The following is an 18,674-nucleotide window of genomic DNA, read 5'->3' as shown; positions in this document are numbered from 1 at the left end:
CTGCGGAGCAGGTGGGCGTCGTTAGCCGCGGAGCAGCTGCTTCTGGGGCGCCTCGGCGATCCGCCGGGCCACGCGCACGAAGGCCGCGACTGCGGGCGAGCGTGACTCGGCCGGCCAGGCCACCTTCAGCGTCACCGGTTCGAGCTCCGGCACGGGGCGGAAGGCGGTGCCCGGCCGGGAGTACCGCAGAGCCACCCACTCCGGCAGGAACCACACGGCGGTGCCCACTTCGACCAGGTTGAAGATCTGCGCGAGGTCCAGCGGTCGCCGGCTGCCCGCCATGCGGCCCCGCTCGGCCGGCGACACGTCCGGGAGCCGCCGGCCGGCCAGGTCGGCCAGCCGGATGGTCGTCCGCGCGGCCAGCGGGTCGGTAGCCGGTAGCGCCACCATGCTCGGCCCGGTCAGCAGCAGCTCGCTGTCCAGCCCGTCCTCGTCGCCGAGCGCCGGTATCAGTGCTACGTCGGCACGCCCGTCGCGCAGCGCCGGCACCTGCTCGCCGTATCCGCCGAGCAGCAGCTCGACCGGCATGACGTCGTACGCGTCGAGGATCAGCGGCAGCAGCCCCCCGTCGTAGTCGGCCTTGAGCGCCAGCCGCAGGGCCGGCGTCTCCTGCCCGGCCCGGCGGGCCCGGCGCTGGGCGGCGCCGATCGCGTCCAGCGCCACCTTGGCGTCGGCCAGCAGGGTCTCGCCGGCCGGGGTCAGCGCCACCTGCCGCGTGGTGCGGATCAGTAGCTGCACGCCGAGCTGCCGCTCCAGATCGCGGATGGCGCGCGACAGCGGCGGCTGGGCCATGCCGAGCCGCTCGGCGGCCCGGCTGAAGTGCCGCTCCTCGGCGACCGCCACGAAGTAGCGGAGCTGCCGCGTCTCCAGATCACTCATACCAGCACGGTATCAATCCAGAGGGAGACGGTCTTTCCGCTCCGCGGTCGATCCGCGTTGACTACAGACGTCAGTTTCCCCAACGAACAGGGAGGAAAGCCATGATTGTGGTGACCGCTCCCACCGGCCACATCGGCGGCCGGCTGGTCCAGGATCTGCTCGAGGCCGGCACGCCCGTGCGGGTGGTGGCCCGTGACCCCGCGCGGCTGACACCGGACGTCGTCGAGCGGGTCGAGATCGTCCGGGGTTCGCACGGCGACCCGGCCGTCGTGACCGAGGCGTTCGCCGGCGCCGCTGCCGTCTTCTGGCTGGTGCCGGCTGACCCGCGGTCGGCGAGCCCGGACGAGGCCTACTCCGGCTTCACCCGCCCGGTGCTCGACGCGTTGGCCGCCGTCCCGCGCGTGGTCGGCATCTCGGCGCTGGGCCGCGGCACGTCGGTGGCCGGGCGGGCCGGGCACGTCACCGCGACGCTCGCGATGGACGACCTGATCGCCGCGACCGGCGTGCCGTACCGGGCCTTGACCCTGCCGTCCTTCATGGACAACACGCTGCGGCAGCTCACTCCGATCACCCAGCAGGGCGTCCTGTACGGCCCCATCGTGCCGGACCTGTCCGCGCCCACGATCGCCACCAGGGACGTCGCCGCGGTGGCCGCCCGCCTGCTGCGCGACGACACGTGGACCGGCTTCGAGGATGTGCCCGTCCTCGGCCCGGCGGACCTCACCCAGAACGAGATGGCCGCCATCATTGCCGACGTGCTCGGCCGTCCCGTCCGCTACCAGCAGGTCCCCGGCAAAGCCTTCAAGGAGAACATGCTGCGGGCCGGCCTCTCCGAGGCCATGGCGCAGGGCATGCTCGACATGGCCGTGGCCAAGAACGAGGGCCTGGACAACGGAGTGGTCCGGATCCCCGAGTGGAGCACGCGGACCACCTTCCACCAGTGGTGCCTCGACGTGCTGAAGCCCGCCGCCGACGCGTGACATGCGGCCAGTCGGCTGCCGAGACATCAGGCAGCCAGCTGGCCGCACAAGGGGGTGCCGGTCGTGGAAGACGTCGTCCGGCGTCCAGCACGGCCCACACCCCCGGTCACCGAGCACCAGCTCGGTGACCGGAGACGATCGTCAGACGGCCGTGCGGGACCACTGCTGGTTGGTGCCGGTGTTGCACGCATACTGCTTGAGGACCACGCCGTCGGCGGTCGAAGCGGCGGGTACGTCCACGCATTTTCCGCTGTGCCGCGCCCGGAGCTGGAAGTAGCTGCCGTTGGCGACCATCTGGAACTGCTGGTTGGTCCCGGTGCCGCAGGTGTACTGGACGAGTTCGGCACCGTCGGCGGTCGACGCGCTCACCACATCGAGGCACTTGCCGCTGTTTCGGCTGACGATGCGCCAGTAGCCGCTGCCGGCGTCCTGGAACTGCCACTGCTGCCAGGCGTTGCCGCCGTACGTGTACTGCCCGACACGCGCGCCGTTGTCGGTGTTCGGTGACTGGACGTCCATGGCCTTGCCACTGTGCCGCACGTTGATCCGGTAGAACGTCCCCGTCGACGGCGGGGGCGTCGTCGGGCCGCCGCCGCCGTTGGTGTCGCCCCACGCGTACCGGATCCGGTCCGCGCCGGAGGTGTTGCGGACGGTCAGGTTGAGGTCGGTGCCGCTGCCGGTGAGGGCGAACATCGAGTACCAGTCGTAGCCGATGGTGCCGGTCTTGCCGCCGAGGGCGGGCCAGTAGGTGCCGCCCATCTGGTTGTCCCGCATGGCCTGGGCCATGGCCCGGATGTAGCGCACGAAGTTGTCGGTGCTGCCGGCGTCGGCGTAGTTGCGACCGTCGTTCATGGGCGCGCCGAACTCGGTCGCGACCGCGCGGGAGGCGCAGTTGCCGAGGAGGGTCTGGATGTGGCTGCGGAAGGCGTCGTAGGTCATCGCGCCGTAAAAGAAGGTGTAGTAGTGGAAGGACAGCAGCGTCGAGTTGAAGCGGCTGTCGTTGCAGATGTCGCGCAGGTCCTGGCTGAAGCCGGTGCCACCGATCAGCACCCGGCCGGGCACCGCCGAGGTGTGGTAGCTGAGCCAGTTCGCGGCGACGTTGCGCCACTCCGTCGAGCTGTAACCGTGCGGCTCGTTCATCGGCTCGAAGTAGACGTTGGTGTTCGAGCCGTACGTGTTGGTCACCGTGGACCACATCGTGTTCCACGCGGCGAGATTCGTGATTCTGCCGCCGGAGGCGGCGCCGTCCTCCCAGTAGGCGAGGATGACCTTGAAGCCGCGGGCGGTGGCGGCGTCGATGGCGCCTCGGTAGGCCTCCCACCAGGCGGTACCCACCGTGTGGGTGTTGATGGGCAGCCGGACGGTGTTGACCCCCATGGTGGACGCCATGTCGTCGTAGAGCGCATTGGCCTTGGCCCGCACGGTCGCGTTGCTGTCGGACATGCTCAGGCCCTGCACGACGAGCGGAGTGGTCTTGAAGTTGTCACCCAACATGGCCCAGTTCATGCCTCGGAACTGGCTCGTGGCGGCGGTGGCGGGCGACGACGCGACGACGACCACGCCGCCGACCATCGCCGTCATGGCGGCCACCAGGGCGATCAACGTCCGGCGCATCGACCGGCTGATCCGTTTCATGCGTTGTCCAATCACTAGTTCGTGCCTCTCCGGGCCCGACATCTTGAGGGGGTTAGCTGGTCACGCGGAAGGTGGCGTCCGCACGGCCTTGCGCATCGGTGACCGGGTCGAGCCGGAGCAGGTAGCTGTAGTGCCGGAGGTAGCGGTCCGGGTGGCTGTAGGACTGGAACGACGTCCATGACGGGTTGGCCAGGCCGGCGACCCGCCGGAAGGTGGCGTCGGCGGCGAAGGTGGCGCTGCCGTCGTTGGCTTCCAGTCGGAAGTCGAACCCGTAGTGGCGCAGGTAGTAGCCCGGGTAGTTGACCGACTGGATGGAGACTGTGCCGGAGCCGGCCAGGCCGGGCACCAGTCGCCACTGGCTGTCCTGGGCCGGGCTGACGTTCGGGTCGATGCGGACGTCGTAGTCGTAGTGCCGCACGTACCGGTCCTGGAAGTTGTACGACTGGAGCCGGTTGACCGCGGTGACGGGCCAGCGGGCGAGCACCCGGTCCTGTTCGGCGGCGGTCAGGTTGAGGATCGTTCCGTGCCGCTTCTTGGTGCCACCCATGGCGTACGAGCCGGACGCAGGCAGCCGGAAGCTGCTCGGGCTCGACGGGTTCGTGGTCAGGACGGGCAGGTAGCCGCGCCCGGAGGAATACTGGTCGAGGTAGAGCACCCACTCGTTGCGGTTGTTGTACTTCATCCACATCGGGCCCTCGACCTGGGCACCGGTCAGCCCGATGCCGGACAGGTTCCCGAGGCTCGTCCAGGTGCCGAGGATGGAGTTGCTGCCTTCGATGGCGATCTGGCCGTCCCGGGAGGCCCGGACGTACCGGTAGGCGCCGACGCCGGCGGGCACCTCGACGATCTGGGTGTCGATGATCTCCTGGCCGCCGGGTCGGTTGATGTAGACCTGCGGCGTGGTGATGCTGCGGAAGTTCGTCGTGCGCGCGGAGTAGATGCGGTGCTTGGTCGCCCCGTTGAGTGGGACGTTCGTCGCCCAGTAGAGGACGTAGTCGCCGGTCTCCGGGTTCCAGATCGCCTCCGGCGCCCAGGCGTTGCGTCCGTCCGGAATCGCGCCGGCGACGTTCAGCAACCACGGCGCGGACCAGTTGACCAGGTCGGTGGACTCCCACACGACGAGGTTGCGGCTGCCGTTGTTGATCGCGGTCGACCAGTCCTGGCCGCAGCCGATGCACAGGTCCGTAGCGATGATCCAGTACCGGTCACCGTTCGGTGAGCGGACCAGGGCGGGGTCGCGGACGCCGCGGGTGCCGACTGTGGAGCGCAGGACCAGCCCGCCGTTGTTGAGGTCCGTCCAGCGGAGGCCGTCGGTGCTGTGGGCCAGGCAGATCTGTTGGTCGGTGGACGACTCGCCGGTGAAGTGCGCCATCAGGTAGCCGACGGTCGGGTCGAGCGCCGCCGCCTCCTTCGGCGTTGCCGCCGACCAGGTCGTGAACAGCAGGCACGCCGCGACCGACACCGCGCAGAGCCGGGCGAAGACTCTCGACATGGGTCCTTCTCCTTCGCGGAGGCGCTGACGAGTCGGTCAGAGGCTCAGTACGACAGGCGGAGGTGCCGTCGGCGTGGAACTCCATCCGGTCGGTGCCGTTGCCGGCGGCGCGGCGATCCGGTGTTGGGCGGCGTGCGCGGCGTCGCTGCCGAGTGCCCGATGATGATCACGCTGTTAGCGTTAACATCATTGCGTCGTGCACACCTTGCGGCCGTGCGGCAGGCACCATGCCGCACGAGCAAACCACGGGTCTACTGCTATGTGTTCGGTTCGTTAAATTCGTGTTGCGGACAAGTGTTAGCGATCGCATCTGGAGTGTCAAGGCATCGAAGGCACTCGTTCAGCTTGGTCCGCGGAGGAGTCCGGGGGCCGCAGCTGCGGCTCAGATCGTGGCGGCCAAACGCTGCGAGACCAGCTTCAGGATGCCCCCGCTGCGGTAGATCTGCTGTTCCCGGGTGGTGTCCAGCCGGACGACGACGTGGAACTCACGCTCGTCCGCCTGCACCGTGATGGTCGACGCGACTTCCATCGACGCCAGACCACGGATGGTGATCATCTCGCGCCCGGTCAGTCCGAGCGTCCGGGCATTCTCGCCCGGGCGGTACTGCAGGGGCAGCACGCCCAGCCCGATCAGGTTCGCGCGGTGGATGCGTTCGAACGACTCGGCCAGGACGGCGCGCACACCCAACAGCGCGGGACCCTTCGCGGCCCAGTCGCGGGAGGACCCGGTGCCGTACTGCGCGCCACCGAGCACGACCAGGGGCACGCCCGCGTCGCGATACGCCATGGCGGCGTCGTAGACGGTGCGTACCTGACCGTCCTCGGCGAGACTCAGCGTGTAGCCACCCTCGACGCCCGGCACGAGCTGGTTGCGGAGCTGGACGTTCGCGAACGCGCCCCGGACCATCACCTCGTGGTTACCGCGCCGGGAGGCGTACGTATTGAAGGCGAACCGCCCCACCCCACGGTCGGTGAGGTAGCGGCCCGCCGGCGAGTCCACCGGGATTGCTCCCGCCGGCGAGATGTGGTCGGTGGTGGTCGAGTCACCGAGCATCACCAGGACCCGCGCGCCTTCGATGTCCGGGACGGGGTGCGTGACAGGTCCATCCGCGAAGGGCGGACGCCGGAGGTAGGTGCTTGCCGGATCCCACGCGAACCGGCCGCCGTCGGCCTGACCGAGGTTCTCCCACCGGGCGTCGCCGGTGTAGACGGCTCGGTATGCCTGGGTGAACATCTCCGGCGTGAGCACCGAGTCGATGACCTCGGTGACCTCGTCCGCCGTGGGCCAGAGGTCGCTGAGGAAGACCGGCGTCCCGTCCGGGCTGTGACCGACCGGCTCGCGGGTCAGGTCGGTGCGCATGGTGCCGGCGAGCGCATACGCGACCACCAGCGGCGGGGAGGCGAGGTAGTTCAGGCGGGTGTCAGGGTTGATCCGCCCGGCGAAGTTCCGGTTGCCGGACAGCACGGACACCGCGGTGACGCCCTTGTCCCGTACGGCTTCCTGAAGTTCGTCGACGAGCGGGCCGGACGCGCCGATGCACGTCATGCAGCCGTACCCGGTCAGGTGGAAACCCAGCTCCTGCAGGAAGGGAGACAGCCCGGCGGCGTCGAGGTAGTCGGTCACCACCCGCGAACCGGGTGACAGGGTCGTCTTGACCCACGGCTTGCTCGTCAACCCGCGTTCGACGGCGTTGCGCGCCAGCAGGGCCGCGGTGACCATCAGCCTCGGGTTGGAGGTGTTCGTACAGGACGTGATGGCCGCGATGCCCACCACTCCGTGCTCGTCGCCGACGCGACCCTCGGATGCCAACTCGGCGTCGAGCGCCGACGCCGCTGCGGACAGGGTGATCCTGTCCTGTGGCCGGCGCGGCCCGGCCAGCGACGGCAGCACGCTGCCCAGGTCGAGTTCGACGACCTCGGTGTAGTCGGCGACGGAGTCCGGCTGGTGCCACAGCTTCTGCGCCTTCGCGTACGCCTCGACGAGCGCGACCTGCTCGGCGGGCCGACCGGTGAACCGCAGGTACCGGATGGTCTCCTCGTCGATCGGGAAGTAGGCGCACGTCGACCCGAACTCGGGGCTCATGTTCGCGATGGTCGCGCGGTCCGGCAACGCCAGTCGACGCACTCCCTCGCCGTGGAACTCGACGAACGTGCCGACGACGCCGTGCGCGCGCAGCAGCTCGGTGATCGTGAGGACGAGGTCGGTCGCGGTCGCGCCGACCGGCAGCGCGCCGGTCAGGCGTACGCCCACCACCGGCGGCAGCAGCATGGTGACGGCCTCGCCCAGCATCGCCGCCTCGGCGTCGATGCCACCGATGCCCCACCCCAGCACGCCGAGCCCGTTCACCATGGTCGTGTGCGAGTCGGTGCCGAGACAGAAGTCGGGGTACGCCCAGTCGCCGTCGGTCATCACCACCTGGGCCAGGCGCTCCAGGTTGACCTGGTGCATGATTCCCTTCCCGGGCGGCACGACATCGAGGTTGCGCATCGATGCCTGTGCCCAGCGTAGGAAGCGGTAGCGCTCGGCGTTGCGCTCGTACTCCACGTCGACGTTGCGCTCGAAGGCCGCCGAGGTGCCGAACACCTCCGCGATCACCGAGTGGTCGACCACGAGCGCGGCGGGTATCCGTGGGTTGATCGCATCCGCGCGTTCGGCGACGTCCCGCATCGCCGCGATGTCCGCCAACAGGGGCACTCCGTTGGTGTCGTGCAGGAACACCCGGGCCGGACGCAGGTCGACCGCTGTGGCGAAGGACCGCTCCGACCCCCACTCCAGCACCGCTTCGAGGTGGCTGCGGGGGATGCGATCGCGGTGGCGCAGCAGGTTCTCCAGCAGGATGCGGATCGTGTAGGGCATCCGAGACGTCACCAGGTCGGCGATCCCCGCGATCCGGTAGCGGCGTGGCCCGACAACCAGTTCCGACATCCCTGCCCCCTCCACCCCGAAGCTTATAACCTGGAGCCTATTTGATCTCGGGCCCGAGCTGAGCCAGGTGAGATTGAGGCAACAGGTTATAAGCTATGCCGAGCGGAAGGAGCACCAGCGTGGTGGTCGACATCTACACAACCAAGAGCGACTTTGCGTACGCCCTGGTGCGCGACAAGATCCTCACCAACGTGTACGGCCCCGACACGGTGCTCAACCAGGCCGCCCTGGCGCGCGAGCTGGGCATCAGCACCACTCCCCTGCGGGAGGCGCTGCGCCGGCTCAAGTCGGAAGGCCTCGTCGAGCTCGACGCCCACCGCGACGCACGGGTGACCGGCCTGTCCGCCGAGGAGGCCCGGGACCTGCTGGAGATGCGCCGGGCGCTCGATCCCCTGGCCGCCGCACTCGCCGCGGAGCGCCGAGCCACATCGGACATCGCCGCGATGCGTGCCGCGTACGACCGGCTCAGACCACTGCCGGACCGTCCCGACGCGGGCGATCTGACGGCACACCGCGAGTTCCACCGCGCCATCTACACCGCCGCGCACAACGAGGTGCTCATCGCCACCCTCGACGGGCTGTGGGACAAGGCCGACCGCTACCGCCTCGTCGGTCTCCGGGACAGACGCGACCAGCCCGAACGCGACGAGACGGCGGCCGAGCATCGCGCCATGCTGGAGGCTGTCATCGCGGGTGACGGCGACCGCGCCGCGACGGTGCTGCGCACGCACATCCGTGGCAGCCTCGGCGCCAAGGCGTTGTCCAGCCTCAGCGGCCACGCATGACCCGGGTGATGTTGTTCGGCGACAGCATGTTGGCGCGCTTCACCAAGCCGCACATCCAGCGGTTGGAGCACGAACTCGGGCTGGACACGACCGTGTTCAACTGCGCCGCCAGCGGCTGGGACAGCTCCGACGGGGCCGCCCGGGCCGCCCACCTCGGTCGGCTGGACTGGTCGGTCGTGGTGCTGTCGTTCGGCGCGAACGACTGTGCACCGTGGAAGCACGTACCGCTGGACCGTTTCACCTCGAACATCGCGACGATCCTGGCGGCACTTGGCAGCGCCCGACCGGTGGCGTTCCTGCCGCCGTCGATCCGTGAGGTGGACCGGCCCGGCCTCGGCATGCGGACCAATGACGAGCTGGACGCGTACCGGAACGTGCTACGGGCGGCGGTCGGGCCCGAGGCCAGCCTGGAGACGGGCGCGCACATCGACACGGGTGGGCTGGAAGCCGACGGCCTGCATCTCACCTCGGCCAGCTACCGGCGGTTGATACCCGCGCTGGCACGGGTCGTGTCAGCGCGGGTCTGAGTCACCCCAGCGCCGCGAGCACCGCGTCGGTGGTCGACCTGGTGCCGCTCGCCACGGTCCCGTCCGGGTTCAGGCGTACGCTGCCGCCGCGCAGGGCCGCACGGACCGCGCCACGGATCCTGTCGCCCGCCGCCCGTTCACCGAGATGGTCGAGCAACATGGCGGTCGCCAGGATCTGACCCAGCGGGTTGGCGCGGTCCTGGCCCGCGATCGTGGGCGCGCTGCCGTGGATCGGTTCGAAGTAGGCGTGTGAGTCGCCGATGTTGCCACTGGGGCAGAGCGCGATGCCTCCGACCGTGCCGCCGCCGAGGTCGCTGAGGATGTCGCCGAACAGGTTCTCGGTAACGATCACGTCGAAGTGCTCCGGTGCCAGGACCAGCGCCTGCGCGGCGGCGTCCACGTACAGGCACTCGGCCTCGATGTCCGGGTACTGCTCGGCGACCTCCAGGAACACGCTGCGGAAGAAGTACATGCTGCGCAACACGTTCGCCTTGTCGACGCAGGTGACCCGGCGGACGCCATCAGCCGGCGCGCCGGACCGGCGGGACGCCAACGTGAACGCGAAGTGGGCGATGCGCTCACAGCCGGCCCGCGTGACCAGAAGGGTGTCGGTCATCGCGTGGTCGTTGCCGACACCCTTGCCGCGCGAGGCGTAGAGCCCTTCCGTGTTCTCCCGGACGATCACGTAGTCGATGCCGTCGTCGACCCGCAGTGCCGATCGCACACCCGGCAGCAGGGTGATCGGCCGGACGTTGGCGTACAGGTCGAGGCCGTTGCGCAGGATCCCACCGAGCAGGCCGGCTTCGGTGCCGTCGCTCTGCCGGACGTCCGGGAGGCCGACCGGCCCCTTGAGGGTCGCGTCGGCCTCCCGGATGACGGCCAGTCCGGCGTCGGACAGGGCGGAGCCCTCGGCACGGTACGCGCCGGCACCGGCCTGGACGTCGACGAGTTCGATCGGGAAGTCGGCGACGGCGTCGAGCACCGTGAGCGCCGAGTCGACCAGTTCGGGGCCGATGCCGTCGCCTCTGATCACGGCGACGCGGTACGTCCTCGCTGTCACCGGAGCCGCTACCTCGCGATCAGGTCGCCGAAGAACTGGCGCACCGTGGGCAGGACACCCATGCCCCGGTGGCCCACGCCCTCGACGAGGTCGAACTTCACCGAGATGCCGTTGGCCTCGAAGTTGCGTCGCAGGGTCTGCAGACGCTCGATCCGCGTCAGGCCGGTCTTCTCACACCCGTCCATCCAGTTCGAGTCGCCCGGGTTGTTGATCTCGAACGTGTCGTCGTCCTCGCTGCCGACCACCATGTGCACGGGCACGCGTCGTATCGCGGCCAGGTCGATGGGTTTGCCGAAGCGCTGCTCGAACTCCTTGGTGCCCAGCCACCACGGCAGTGAGTCGTCGAGCTGGGTGATCCGACCGGGCGCGCCGATCGACGCCGCGGCGAGTCGGTCCGGGTGCAGGAAGAGGAATCGGTGGGTGAACTGGCCTCCGCCGGAGAATCCGTGCAGGTAGAAGCGGTGGGCATCCACCGGGTAGCGGGCCGCGACCTCGTCGATGATCGTCAACAGCATGTGGTCGAAGCGAATGCCCCGGTAGGAGATGAACTTGAAGTTGTGCACGTCGTCCGGGTCGATCAGGCCAGCCGGGAAGATCGGCGCCAGGATCACGGCGCCGTGCTGGTCAGCGAAGTCGCGCATCGCGGTCCGGTACTTCTGCGCCGTGCGGCCGGTGCCGTGCTGGATCACCACGAGCGGGGCCAACCTGTCACTGGGCAGGTCGAGCGGGACGTGGAGGCAGTAGTGCAGCCGTTGGTCCACCTGGGACGCGACGACCGGCGTGGAGCCGTGGGTGTAGAGCACGCTGGTCATGTCAGCCTTTCTCATTGATCGTGAGCTACTGCGAACGCGGCGCGCAGTTCGGCCACCCGCTCGGGACGCCAGCCGGGCCCGGGCGCGGAGGACAGCAGCATCTCGGTGTACGGATGCTGTGGCCGGCGGAGCACGTCGGACGTCGGTCCCTGTTCGACAGCTTGTCCCCGGTACATCACCAGGATGGAGTCGGTCACCTTGCCGACCACGGCGAGGTCGTGCGAGACGAAGATCAGGCTGACCCCGGTACGGGCGCGGATGTCCGTGAGCAGGGCCAGGATCTGTGCCTGCACCGACACGTCCAAGGCCGATGTCACCTCGTCGAGGACGAGCACCGCCGGCTCGACAGCGAGCGCCTTCGCGATCGCGACCCGCTGCCGTTGGCCACCGCTGAGCTGGTGCGGGCGGGACGCGAGCAGCCGCGACTCCAGCCCGACCGAGTCCATCAGCTCGGCGATCCGCGCGTCGGCCGCGGAGCTGTCCACCTGGTGTCGGCGCAGGACGTCGCGCAGTGCGACCTCGACGGTCAGCCGCCGGTCCAGTGAGCCGTACGGGTCCTGGAAGACCATCTGGACTTCCTTGGCCCGCCGTAGCCGCGCGACCCGGCCCCGTTCGCGCCACTCCCGGACCCGCCCGTCGAACTCGATCGTGCCCGCGTCCGGGCGGGTCAGGCCGACCAACATGCGGGCCAACGTGCTCTTGCCCGATCCGGACTCGCCGACCACCCCGATGGCGTCCGCCTTCCCGAGACGGAAGCTCAGGTTCTCGACGGCGACGATGCCCGGGCTGCGACGGGTGGCGTCGAACGCCTTGCGCAGTCCGTCGACGCGGACGACGTCGTTCATGGCCGCACCTCCACCGGGTCACGCTCGGGAAGCACCGGCACCGCGTCAGCCAACGCCCGGGTGTACGGCTCGGTGGGGTTGACGAAGATCTCGCTCCCCTTCTGGTGGTTCACTATGGAGCCGTCCTTCATCACGTAGACGCGGTCGCAGTACGCGGCGGCGAGGTGCAGGTCGTGGGTGATGAACAGGACGCCCATCTCCCGTTTCCGCTGCAGACGTCGCAACAGGGCCAGCACCTCGGCCTGTGTCGTCACATCGAGTGCCGAGGTCGCCTCGTCGGCCAGCAGCAGCCGGGGCGCGCTGCTCAGCGCCGCCGCGATCACGACTCGTTGCAGCATGCCGCCGGACAGTTGGTGCGGGTAGCACCGCAGCAACCGCTCGGTGTCCTTGAGGCCGACCTCGACCAGCAGCTCGGCGATCCGCGTACGGGCCTCAGCTCTGGTGATCCCCTGCACGTGGACGAGTCGCTCGGTCGCCGAGTCGCCGATCCGGCGTACCGGGTTGAGCACCGACCGGGGGTCCTGGAAGATCATCGCGGCGGTGGTACGGCGAACCTGCCGCACCACGGCGGGGTCGGTCATGGTGTTGCCGCAGACCGTGACGCCACCGGACATCCGCGCGCCCGGGGGTACGAGTCGCAGCGCCGCGCGTGCCGTCGTCGACTTACCGGAGCCGGACTCCCCGACCAGGCCGACCGTCTCACCTTCGGCGACCTCGACCGACACGTCGCGCAGGATCTGGTGGTCCCGCACGGACAGGTTCAGATTCTCGATAGACAGCAGCATGTGTCAGGCCTTCACCGCGAGCTTGTCCGACAACCGGACACCGACGACGTTCGTGGCCACCACGACGACCGCGATCACCAGACCGGGAATGAGCGCGGGACCGACGATTCCCTGGATCACGCCTCCGCGCCCCTCCTGGACCATGAGGCCCCACTCCGAACTGGGCGGTTGCGCACCGAAGCCGAGGAAATTCAGCGCCGCCAGGCTCATCAACCCTTCACCGAACAACACCACCAGATAGCCGATGAGCGTCGGGAAGAGGTTCGGCAGGACGCACCGGACACACAGCTCGACGCTGCCGACACCCTGCAACCGGTAGGCGTCCACGTACGGTCGGGCCATCTCCTCCAGCGCGATCGAGCGGGTGAACTTGGCGATGACCGGGGCGAACGCCAGTCCCATTCCGATCACTGCGGTCGCCGGGCCACGGTCGAAAACCGCGATCACGAGTACGACGAACAGCAGGCCTGGGAACGCGAACATCACATCGGTGACCCGGGCCAGCAGCGTGTCCACCCACCCGCGTTTCCACGCGGCGACAGTGCCGATGAGCACGCCGACCGCCGTGGCGAACGCCAACAGCGCGATGGCACCGAGCAGGCTGGGCCGGGCACCGTGGATCACCCGCGACAGGATGTCCCGACCGAGCTGGTCGGTGCCGAACCAGTGCGCCGCACTCGGCTGCTGGTACAGCGCGGAGAAGTCCGTGGCCGACGGGTCGTACGGCGCCAACCAGTCCGCCAGCACCGCGGCGACCACCGCCAGGCCGAGGAGCCCGAGGCAGAGGTAGAACACCCACGGTGCCGCTTTGCGGGTCGTCGCCACCGCGACTGGCCCGTGCGCTTCGATGGTCACGATCGGTCACTCCTCGCCATTGTTCGAGGGTCCAGCAGCGGATAGGCCAGGTCGACGGCGACCGTGACGACCATGTAGCCGATCACCATGTACAACAGGATCGCCTGCACCACGGGGAAGTCGTGGGTGTTGATCGCGTCGACCAGCAGCTTGCCGACTCCGTTGAGGCCGAACACGCTCTCGATCACCACCGTCCCCGCCAACATGCCCGCCATGACCAGACCGCACATGGTGACGACCGGGCCGAGCGAGTTGCGCAGCACATGCCGTACGACGATCTGACGCGTCGTCAGCCCGTAGCTGCGGGCGGCCTCGACATGGTCGAGCGTCTGCTGCTCGGTCATCGTCTGTCTGGTCACCCGACTGATCAGGGCGATCGAGCCGAGCGCCAGGGCGATGGCAGGCAGCGTCAGGTGGTAGAGGCGGTCGGTGAGTCCCGCGCCGTCACCGGCGACGGGGAACCACCGCAGTTGTACGGCGAACACCGCCACCAGCACCAGGCCGATCACGAAGTTCGGCACCGAGTTGACGAACGTGGTGAACCCGGTGACGACCGAATCGAGGGCGCTGCCCCTGCGCAGGGCGGCGAGCGCGCCGAGCCCGACCCCGATCACGACGAACAGCACCGTGGCCATGGCGACCAGGGTGAGCGTCATCGGTAGCCGGGACGACAACAGGTCGGATACCGGCTGCTGGTAGTACATCGACTGGCCGAGGTCGCCGTGCAGTACGCCCGTGGCCCACCGGGCGTACTGCGTCCACAACGGCTCGTCCAGGTGGTACTCGGCACGCACCGCGGCGATCTTGTCCGGCGTGAGGTTCTCGGGGTTGCCGATCAGGAACGTCACCGGGTCGCCCGGTGCGGCGTACATGCCCGCGAAAATCACGAACGAGCTGATGACCAGGGTCAGCACCAGGCCACCGAACCGCCGCAGAAGTGCCGTTGTCACTTATGCCCCCTTGGCTCCGAGATCGGCCGCCCACGGGTAGTACCGGTAGCAACCGGAGGCGGGTACGCCCGTGACCTTGTTGCCGAGCACGACCGTGGACGGGCTCTGCACGACCGAGATCCACGGCATCGCGTCGGCCCAGCGGTTGGACAGGTCGATGGCCAGCTTGGCGCGCTGGTTGTCGTCCAACGCCGCGCGGGCCTGCTGGACCAGGTCGTCGTACTGCGGGTCCTTGAGCAGCCACTGGACGGTCGACGTGGACGCGCCGTTCTTGTAGAACCCGATGGGGTCGTTCTTGGAGATGTAGTAGTCGTCGGTGAACAGGTCCGCCTTCTGGCGTACTTCCTTGCTGCTGTAGTAGTCGCCGTACTGCTGGGTGGGGATCTGCGCGATGCTCGCTTCGAGGCCGATCTTCTTGGCGGCGTCGACCAGCGCGTTGGCGATCACGTTGCGGGCCGGCGTGGTGTCACTGGCCACGATGATGGGCTGCTTGGTCGGCACCTCGGCGACGAGCCTCTTCGCCTCCGCGATGTCCTGCTCCGACGGGGTGGCCGGCGCGCCGGCCAGCTTGTCGTACGCGGCGCGGAAGGCATCGGCCTCGTAGCCCCAGGCACCCGGGCCGACCGGCTCCTTCGCTGGCGCTCCGAAACCGGCGAGCGCGGCGCGGGCAACGCCGTCGCGGTCGAGCGCGAGCGACAGTGCCTTACGCAGTCGGACGTCACTGAGCGCGCCGCGTTCGGTCACCATCAGGCTCCAGACGCGGGTATCCCGGCCCTGGCTGACCGTCGTGGTCCCGCCGGTCGCCAGGCGGGTCGCCGAGGAGATGTTCTCCAGGTACGCGCCGTCGGCTGCGCCGGTGACGAGGGAGTTGACCAGGGCGTCGTCGTCGGCCCAGCGGAAGGTGACCTTGCCGGCCTTGGCCACGTGGCTGGTGTCCCAGTACTTGTCGAACTTCGTCAGCACGACTTCCTGGCCGGACTTCCACGACTGGAGGGCGAACGGGCCGGAGCACGCGTCGGTGCCGTTCGGAGTGCCGTAGGCCTTGCCCTGCGGCTCCGCGACCTTGCGTTCGAGCACGACCCCGGCGTCACCGGCCATCGTCTGCAGGAAGACCGCGTCGGCCGCCTTGAGCGTGATGGTGACCTGGTTGTCGCCGGTCTTGGCGATCGACGTGACGCCCTCGAACTCGTCGGACTCGTTGCCGCCGTCGGCGGCGTGCCGCTGCAGACTCCAGACCACATCGTCGGCGGTCAGCGTGGCGCCGCTGTGGAAGCTCACACCGCTGCGAACGGTGAACACCAGCGTGTTCGGGCTCGTCCACTCGTACTTCTCGGCGAGGCCCGGCTTGATGGTCAGGTCCGGCTGGAGCTGCAGGAGGCGCTCGCACACGTTCGCCATGACCAGGTCGCTGTTCACGCCGGCGGCGTCGTTGTCCAGGTCGAGTGTCGGTGGCTCCTTGGCCATGAACCAGGTCGCCTGGTCGATGGGACCCGCCGCGGCAGGGGTGCTGTCGACCAGCTTGACGCTCTGTTTGGCCTGGCTGGGTGTGACGGACGGATTGCCACACGCGGCGAGCATCGTCGCCGCGAGGCAGGGCACGGCGATGAGCCAGCGCCGTGATCCACGTCTGAGCATGACCTCTCCTACTCGTAAAGGTTGAAGGGCAGAAGTTCGTAGGGGTTCGTACAGGGCGTGCCTGCCGCGACGTAGTACTCGCCGGTGGTCAGGTCGACGCAGCTGGACAACAACGTCGACCACCGTCTGACCTCGGGCAGGCGCTCGTCGGGGTGCGCGCACAGTGAGTCGGGGTACCCGAGGTGGTCGGACATCGCGGCGTGCACGGCGGACCGCACGTCGACAGGTTTCTCGGCGACGGCCGCCGCCGCGAGCCCTTGCCGCGCCCTGGGTACGCGCAGCAGCGAGTCCGGTGCCGTCGGACGATGCGTCGCGGCGAGTTGTGGCGGGACGAAGGCCTGGTAGTGGTTGCCGTGCACGAGCAGGCCCTCGGACGGGTACTCCCAACCGATCGGACCGGGAGTCGTCTCCAGGTCGATGGAGTAGCCCGACCGGTGGGTGAGCAGCGCGTTGCTCGCGATGTGCGCCTTGGTCTCGACCAGGATCCGCAGTGCGTCGGAGACGCTCGACGAGTCGAGCACCAGCCGGCGGATCAGGGTCTGCGGGACACCGACGGAGGTGTCGAACCGGCCACCGAGGCCGTTGGCGTTGAATGCCAGCCCTTCGGAGTTGGCACCGTGCCTGCCGATCTGGCCGGCCTCGACCTGCATGATCAGCGTCGGCTTCGGTGGCTGCACGATCCGCAGGATCATCAGCGTCGACGCGGTCTGGTGTCGCCAGTCCCAGTTCTGACCACAGTAGACATGACTGTCGCCCGCCGCCGCGCCGGTCAGCGAGAACGACGTGCAGCCCTCGGTCTCGTCGGCTGGGCGGGCCGGGCCGAAGTCGCGGTCGTAGATGATCTCGCCACGGCAGTTGAGGGTGACGATCTCGGTCAGTGAAACGCCCGCGCCGTCGGCGATCCCGGCCATCTCCTCGTGGAGCTCGGGAAACCCGTCGGCGATCAGCCGCTGCCACGGGCGGGCGCGGTCGAGCACCTCGGCCCAGGTGAGGCCGCACTGGTGCTCGAACGCCCGGGCGTAGTACGCGATGGCGTCGGCGATCAGGTCGGCCGCGGCACGTCCGTACTGCGTGCCACGGTCCAGCGCTGACGTACCGGAGATCTCGATCGTCCTGAGACTCGCCATCGGCGGAGACGCCCCTTCGGTCGTGGGAACCGCCCGTAGCGGTTGCTACAAGAAGCCCAGCCCGTGCAGTGTGGGCTACACTGTAGCAACGACTACGCGTTAGTCAACGGATGAAGTTTTTGCTACGGACGTTCCCCCGTCAGCCGGCCCGAATCAGGAGTCCCCCATGACTGCGACAGCCGACGAGATCCAGCGCGCCGAGGCCAGCACCGCGAACAACTACCGTCCGCTGCCGGTCGTCCTCCGCGAGGGCCACGGCGCCTGGGTCACCGACATCGAAGGAGGGCGATACCTGGACATGCTGTCCGGGTACAGCGCCCTGAACTTCGGGCACACCGACCCCGAGCTGCTCGCCGTCGCGCACGAACAGCTCGACCGGCTGACCCTCACCAGCAGGGCATTCCACAACGACCAGCTCGCCACCTTCTGCGCGGAGCTGGCCGAGCTCGCCGGGATGGAGATGGCGCTGCCGATGAACACCGGCGCCGAAGCCGTCGAGACCGCGATCAAGACCGCCCGGAAGTGGGGCTACCAGGTCAAGGGCGTACCGCCGGGCCAAGCGAAGATCATCGTGGTGGACGGCAATTTCCACGGCCGGACCGTCACCATCGTCAGCTTCTCCGACGACCCCAAGGCGACCGCCGAGTTCGGCCCGTTCACGCCCGGCTTCGTCCGGGTTCCGTTCGGCGACGGGGACGCCCTGCGGTCGGCCATCGACGACAACACCGTCGCCGTCCTGCTCGAACCCATCCAGGGCGAGCGCGGTGTCGTCCTCCCGCCGCCGGGCTATCTGCGGACGGTCCGCCAGCTGTGCAGCACGCACGGCCTGCTCATGTTGGCCGACGAGGTCCAGTCCGGGCTCGGCCGCACCGGCAGGACGTTCGCCTGCGAACATGACGACGTCATGCCGGACCTCTACATCCTGGGCAAGGCCCTCGGCGGTGGCATCCTGCCCGTGTCCGCAGTCGTTGCCCGACGTGATGTGCTCGGTGTGTTCCGGCCTGGCGAGCACGGCAGCACGTTCGGCGGAAACCCGCTCGCCTGCGCGGTCGGCACCGCCGTCGTCCGGCGTCTGAAGACCGGGGAGCCGCAGCGACGTGCCGCCGAGCTCGGCGCGGTCTTCGCGGACGTACTCTCCGAGTTGCCCACCACCGAGGTCGCCGAGGTCCGGTCCGTCGGTCTGTGGGCGGGTCTCGACCTGGCCACGAGGGACGGTCGCGAGGTCTGCGAAGACCTGTTGCGGAGGGGAGTCCTCGCCAATGCCGCCCATGGCCGCACCATCCGACTCAGCCCGCCACTTGTCATCTCGGAGGAGGATCTGCGCTGGGGTGTGGATCAGCTTGCCGCGGTTCTGACTAAATGACCGTGAGTAGTGACTCCT

At 69.0% G+C, this 18,674-nt stretch carries 16 protein-coding genes; 4 read left to right on the top strand and 12 right to left on the bottom strand.

The genetic code is table 11. The features are described 5' to 3' along the window. Positions 1 to 21: 21 nt before the first annotated feature. Positions 22 to 879, bottom strand: a complete 858-nt coding sequence (locus tag C7C45_RS03585; protein ID WP_110562199.1) for a LysR family transcriptional regulator — start codon at positions 877 to 879, stop codon at positions 22 to 24. A 101-nt stretch (positions 880 to 980) separates the two neighbouring features. Here C7C45_RS03585 and C7C45_RS03580 point away from each other — a divergent pair, with 101 nt between their 5' ends. Further along, positions 981 to 1,859, top strand: coding sequence for an NmrA family NAD(P)-binding protein (locus C7C45_RS03580; RefSeq protein WP_110562198.1), 879 nt, complete (start codon positions 981 to 983; stop codon positions 1,857 to 1,859). A gap of 141 nt (positions 1,860 to 2,000) precedes the next feature. Here C7C45_RS03580 and C7C45_RS03575 read toward each other — a convergent pair whose 3' ends face one another. The 3 genes from C7C45_RS03575 to acnA all read right to left on the bottom strand — a co-directional run bounded on the left by C7C45_RS03575 (position 2,001) and on the right by acnA (position 7,912). After that, positions 2,001 to 3,494, bottom strand: a complete 1,494-nt coding sequence (locus C7C45_RS03575; protein ID WP_110562197.1) for an RICIN domain-containing protein — start codon at positions 3,492 to 3,494, stop codon at positions 2,001 to 2,003. A gap of 52 nt (positions 3,495 to 3,546) precedes the next feature. Then, positions 3,547 to 4,986: a glycoside hydrolase family 43 protein gene (locus C7C45_RS03570; RefSeq protein ID WP_110562196.1), complete on the bottom strand. Its 1,440-nt coding sequence runs from the start codon at positions 4,984 to 4,986 to the stop codon at positions 3,547 to 3,549. 382 nt (positions 4,987 to 5,368) lie between these two features. Further along, positions 5,369 to 7,912: an aconitate hydratase AcnA gene (gene acnA / locus C7C45_RS03565; protein ID WP_110562195.1), complete on the bottom strand. Its 2,544-nt coding sequence runs from the start codon at positions 7,910 to 7,912 to the stop codon at positions 5,369 to 5,371. 95 nt (positions 7,913 to 8,007) lie between these two features. On the opposite strand from acnA, the gene C7C45_RS03560 reads away from it, so the two are divergent. Further along, positions 8,008 to 8,697 (top strand): GntR family transcriptional regulator, encoded by a 690-nt coding sequence (locus C7C45_RS03560; protein ID WP_110562194.1) that lies wholly within the window; start codon positions 8,008 to 8,010, stop codon positions 8,695 to 8,697. Continuing rightward, entirely contained in the window at positions 8,694 to 9,224 is a 531-nt protein-coding gene (locus tag C7C45_RS03555; protein WP_110562193.1) for an SGNH/GDSL hydrolase family protein, read from the top strand. The genes C7C45_RS03560 and C7C45_RS03555 overlap by 4 nt, the downstream gene beginning before the upstream one ends. Before the next feature lies 1 nt (position 9,225). Here the strand turns inward: C7C45_RS03555 and C7C45_RS03550 are convergent, their stop codons facing one another. Genes C7C45_RS03550 through C7C45_RS03515 form a run of 8 tightly spaced genes read right to left on the bottom strand, consistent with a single transcriptional unit; the run spans position 9,226 to position 17,293 of the window. Further along, positions 9,226 to 10,257 (bottom strand): isocitrate/isopropylmalate dehydrogenase family protein, encoded by a 1,032-nt coding sequence (locus C7C45_RS03550; protein ID WP_110562192.1) that lies wholly within the window; start codon positions 10,255 to 10,257, stop codon positions 9,226 to 9,228. A 35-nt stretch (positions 10,258 to 10,292) separates the two neighbouring features. Next, positions 10,293 to 11,111, bottom strand: a complete 819-nt coding sequence (locus C7C45_RS03545) for an alpha/beta hydrolase family protein (RefSeq protein ID WP_110562191.1) — start codon at positions 11,109 to 11,111, stop codon at positions 10,293 to 10,295. After that, positions 11,108 to 11,941 carry an ABC transporter ATP-binding protein gene (locus tag C7C45_RS03540; RefSeq protein ID WP_110562190.1) on the bottom strand — a complete coding sequence of 278 codons (834 nt, stop codon included), beginning with the start codon at positions 11,939 to 11,941 and terminating at the stop codon, positions 11,108 to 11,110. Before C7C45_RS03540 ends, C7C45_RS03545 begins: the two co-directional genes overlap by 4 nt. Further along, entirely contained in the window at positions 11,938 to 12,726 is a 789-nt protein-coding gene (locus C7C45_RS03535) for an ABC transporter ATP-binding protein (protein ID WP_110562189.1), read from the bottom strand. Before C7C45_RS03535 ends, C7C45_RS03540 begins: the two co-directional genes overlap by 4 nt. A 3-nt stretch (positions 12,727 to 12,729) precedes the next feature. After that, positions 12,730 to 13,581 carry an ABC transporter permease gene (locus tag C7C45_RS03530; protein WP_208641052.1) on the bottom strand — a complete coding sequence of 284 codons (852 nt, stop codon included), beginning with the start codon at positions 13,579 to 13,581 and terminating at the stop codon, positions 12,730 to 12,732. After that, complete coding sequence (locus tag C7C45_RS03525) at positions 13,578 to 14,531, bottom strand: ABC transporter permease (RefSeq protein WP_110562187.1); 954 nt, start codon at positions 14,529 to 14,531, stop codon at positions 13,578 to 13,580. Before C7C45_RS03525 ends, C7C45_RS03530 begins: the two co-directional genes overlap by 4 nt. Continuing rightward, positions 14,532 to 16,166, bottom strand: coding sequence for an ABC transporter substrate-binding protein (locus tag C7C45_RS03520; protein ID WP_110562186.1), 1,635 nt, complete (start codon positions 16,164 to 16,166; stop codon positions 14,532 to 14,534). An 8-nt stretch (positions 16,167 to 16,174) separates the two neighbouring features. Next, positions 16,175 to 17,293 carry a C45 family autoproteolytic acyltransferase/hydrolase gene (locus tag C7C45_RS03515; protein ID WP_110562185.1) on the bottom strand — a complete coding sequence of 373 codons (1,119 nt, stop codon included), beginning with the start codon at positions 17,291 to 17,293 and terminating at the stop codon, positions 16,175 to 16,177. A 166-nt stretch (positions 17,294 to 17,459) separates the two neighbouring features. On the opposite strand from C7C45_RS03515, the gene rocD reads away from it, so the two are divergent. Continuing rightward, complete coding sequence (rocD, locus tag C7C45_RS03510; RefSeq protein WP_110562184.1) at positions 17,460 to 18,656, top strand: ornithine--oxo-acid transaminase; 1,197 nt, start codon at positions 17,460 to 17,462, stop codon at positions 18,654 to 18,656. The last annotated feature ends 18 nt before the right edge of the window (positions 18,657 to 18,674 follow it).

This window comes from Micromonospora arborensis, assembly GCF_003205615.1.
In the GTDB taxonomy this organism is placed as follows: Bacteria; Actinomycetota; Actinomycetes; order Mycobacteriales; family Micromonosporaceae; genus Micromonospora; species Micromonospora arborensis.
Note: the sequence above shows the minus strand (reverse complement) of the source record. Positions and strands in the feature narration are given on the sequence as shown.

Bases quoted from the DNA above. Each gene is read 5' to 3' on its own strand.
- C7C45_RS03585 (WP_110562199.1), bottom strand. From the start codon at position 879: ATGAGTGATCTGGAGACGCGGCAGCTCCGCTACTTCGTGGCGGTCGCC.
- C7C45_RS03580 (WP_110562198.1), top strand. From the start codon at position 981: ATGATTGTGGTGACCGCTCCCACCGGCCACATCGGCGGCCGGCTGGTC.
- C7C45_RS03575 (WP_110562197.1), bottom strand. From the start codon at position 3,494: ATGAAACGGATCAGCCGGTCGATGCGCCGGACGTTGATCGCCCTGGTG.
- C7C45_RS03570 (WP_110562196.1), bottom strand. From the start codon at position 4,986: ATGTCGAGAGTCTTCGCCCGGCTCTGCGCGGTGTCGGTCGCGGCGTGC.
- acnA (WP_110562195.1), bottom strand. From the start codon at position 7,912: ATGTCGGAACTGGTTGTCGGGCCACGCCGCTACCGGATCGCGGGGATC.
- C7C45_RS03560 (WP_110562194.1), top strand. From the start codon at position 8,008: ATGCCGAGCGGAAGGAGCACCAGCGTGGTGGTCGACATCTACACAACC.
- C7C45_RS03555 (WP_110562193.1), top strand. From the start codon at position 8,694: ATGACCCGGGTGATGTTGTTCGGCGACAGCATGTTGGCGCGCTTCACC.
- C7C45_RS03545 (WP_110562191.1), bottom strand. From the start codon at position 11,111: ATGAGAAAGGCTGACATGACCAGCGTGCTCTACACCCACGGCTCCACG.
- C7C45_RS03540 (WP_110562190.1), bottom strand. From the start codon at position 11,941: ATGAACGACGTCGTCCGCGTCGACGGACTGCGCAAGGCGTTCGACGCC.
- C7C45_RS03535 (WP_110562189.1), bottom strand. From the start codon at position 12,726: ATGCTGCTGTCTATCGAGAATCTGAACCTGTCCGTGCGGGACCACCAG.
- C7C45_RS03520 (WP_110562186.1), bottom strand. From the start codon at position 16,166: ATGCTCAGACGTGGATCACGGCGCTGGCTCATCGCCGTGCCCTGCCTC.
- C7C45_RS03515 (WP_110562185.1), bottom strand. From the start codon at position 17,293: ATGGCGAGTCTCAGGACGATCGAGATCTCCGGTACGTCAGCGCTGGAC.
- rocD (WP_110562184.1), top strand. From the start codon at position 17,460: ATGACTGCGACAGCCGACGAGATCCAGCGCGCCGAGGCCAGCACCGCG.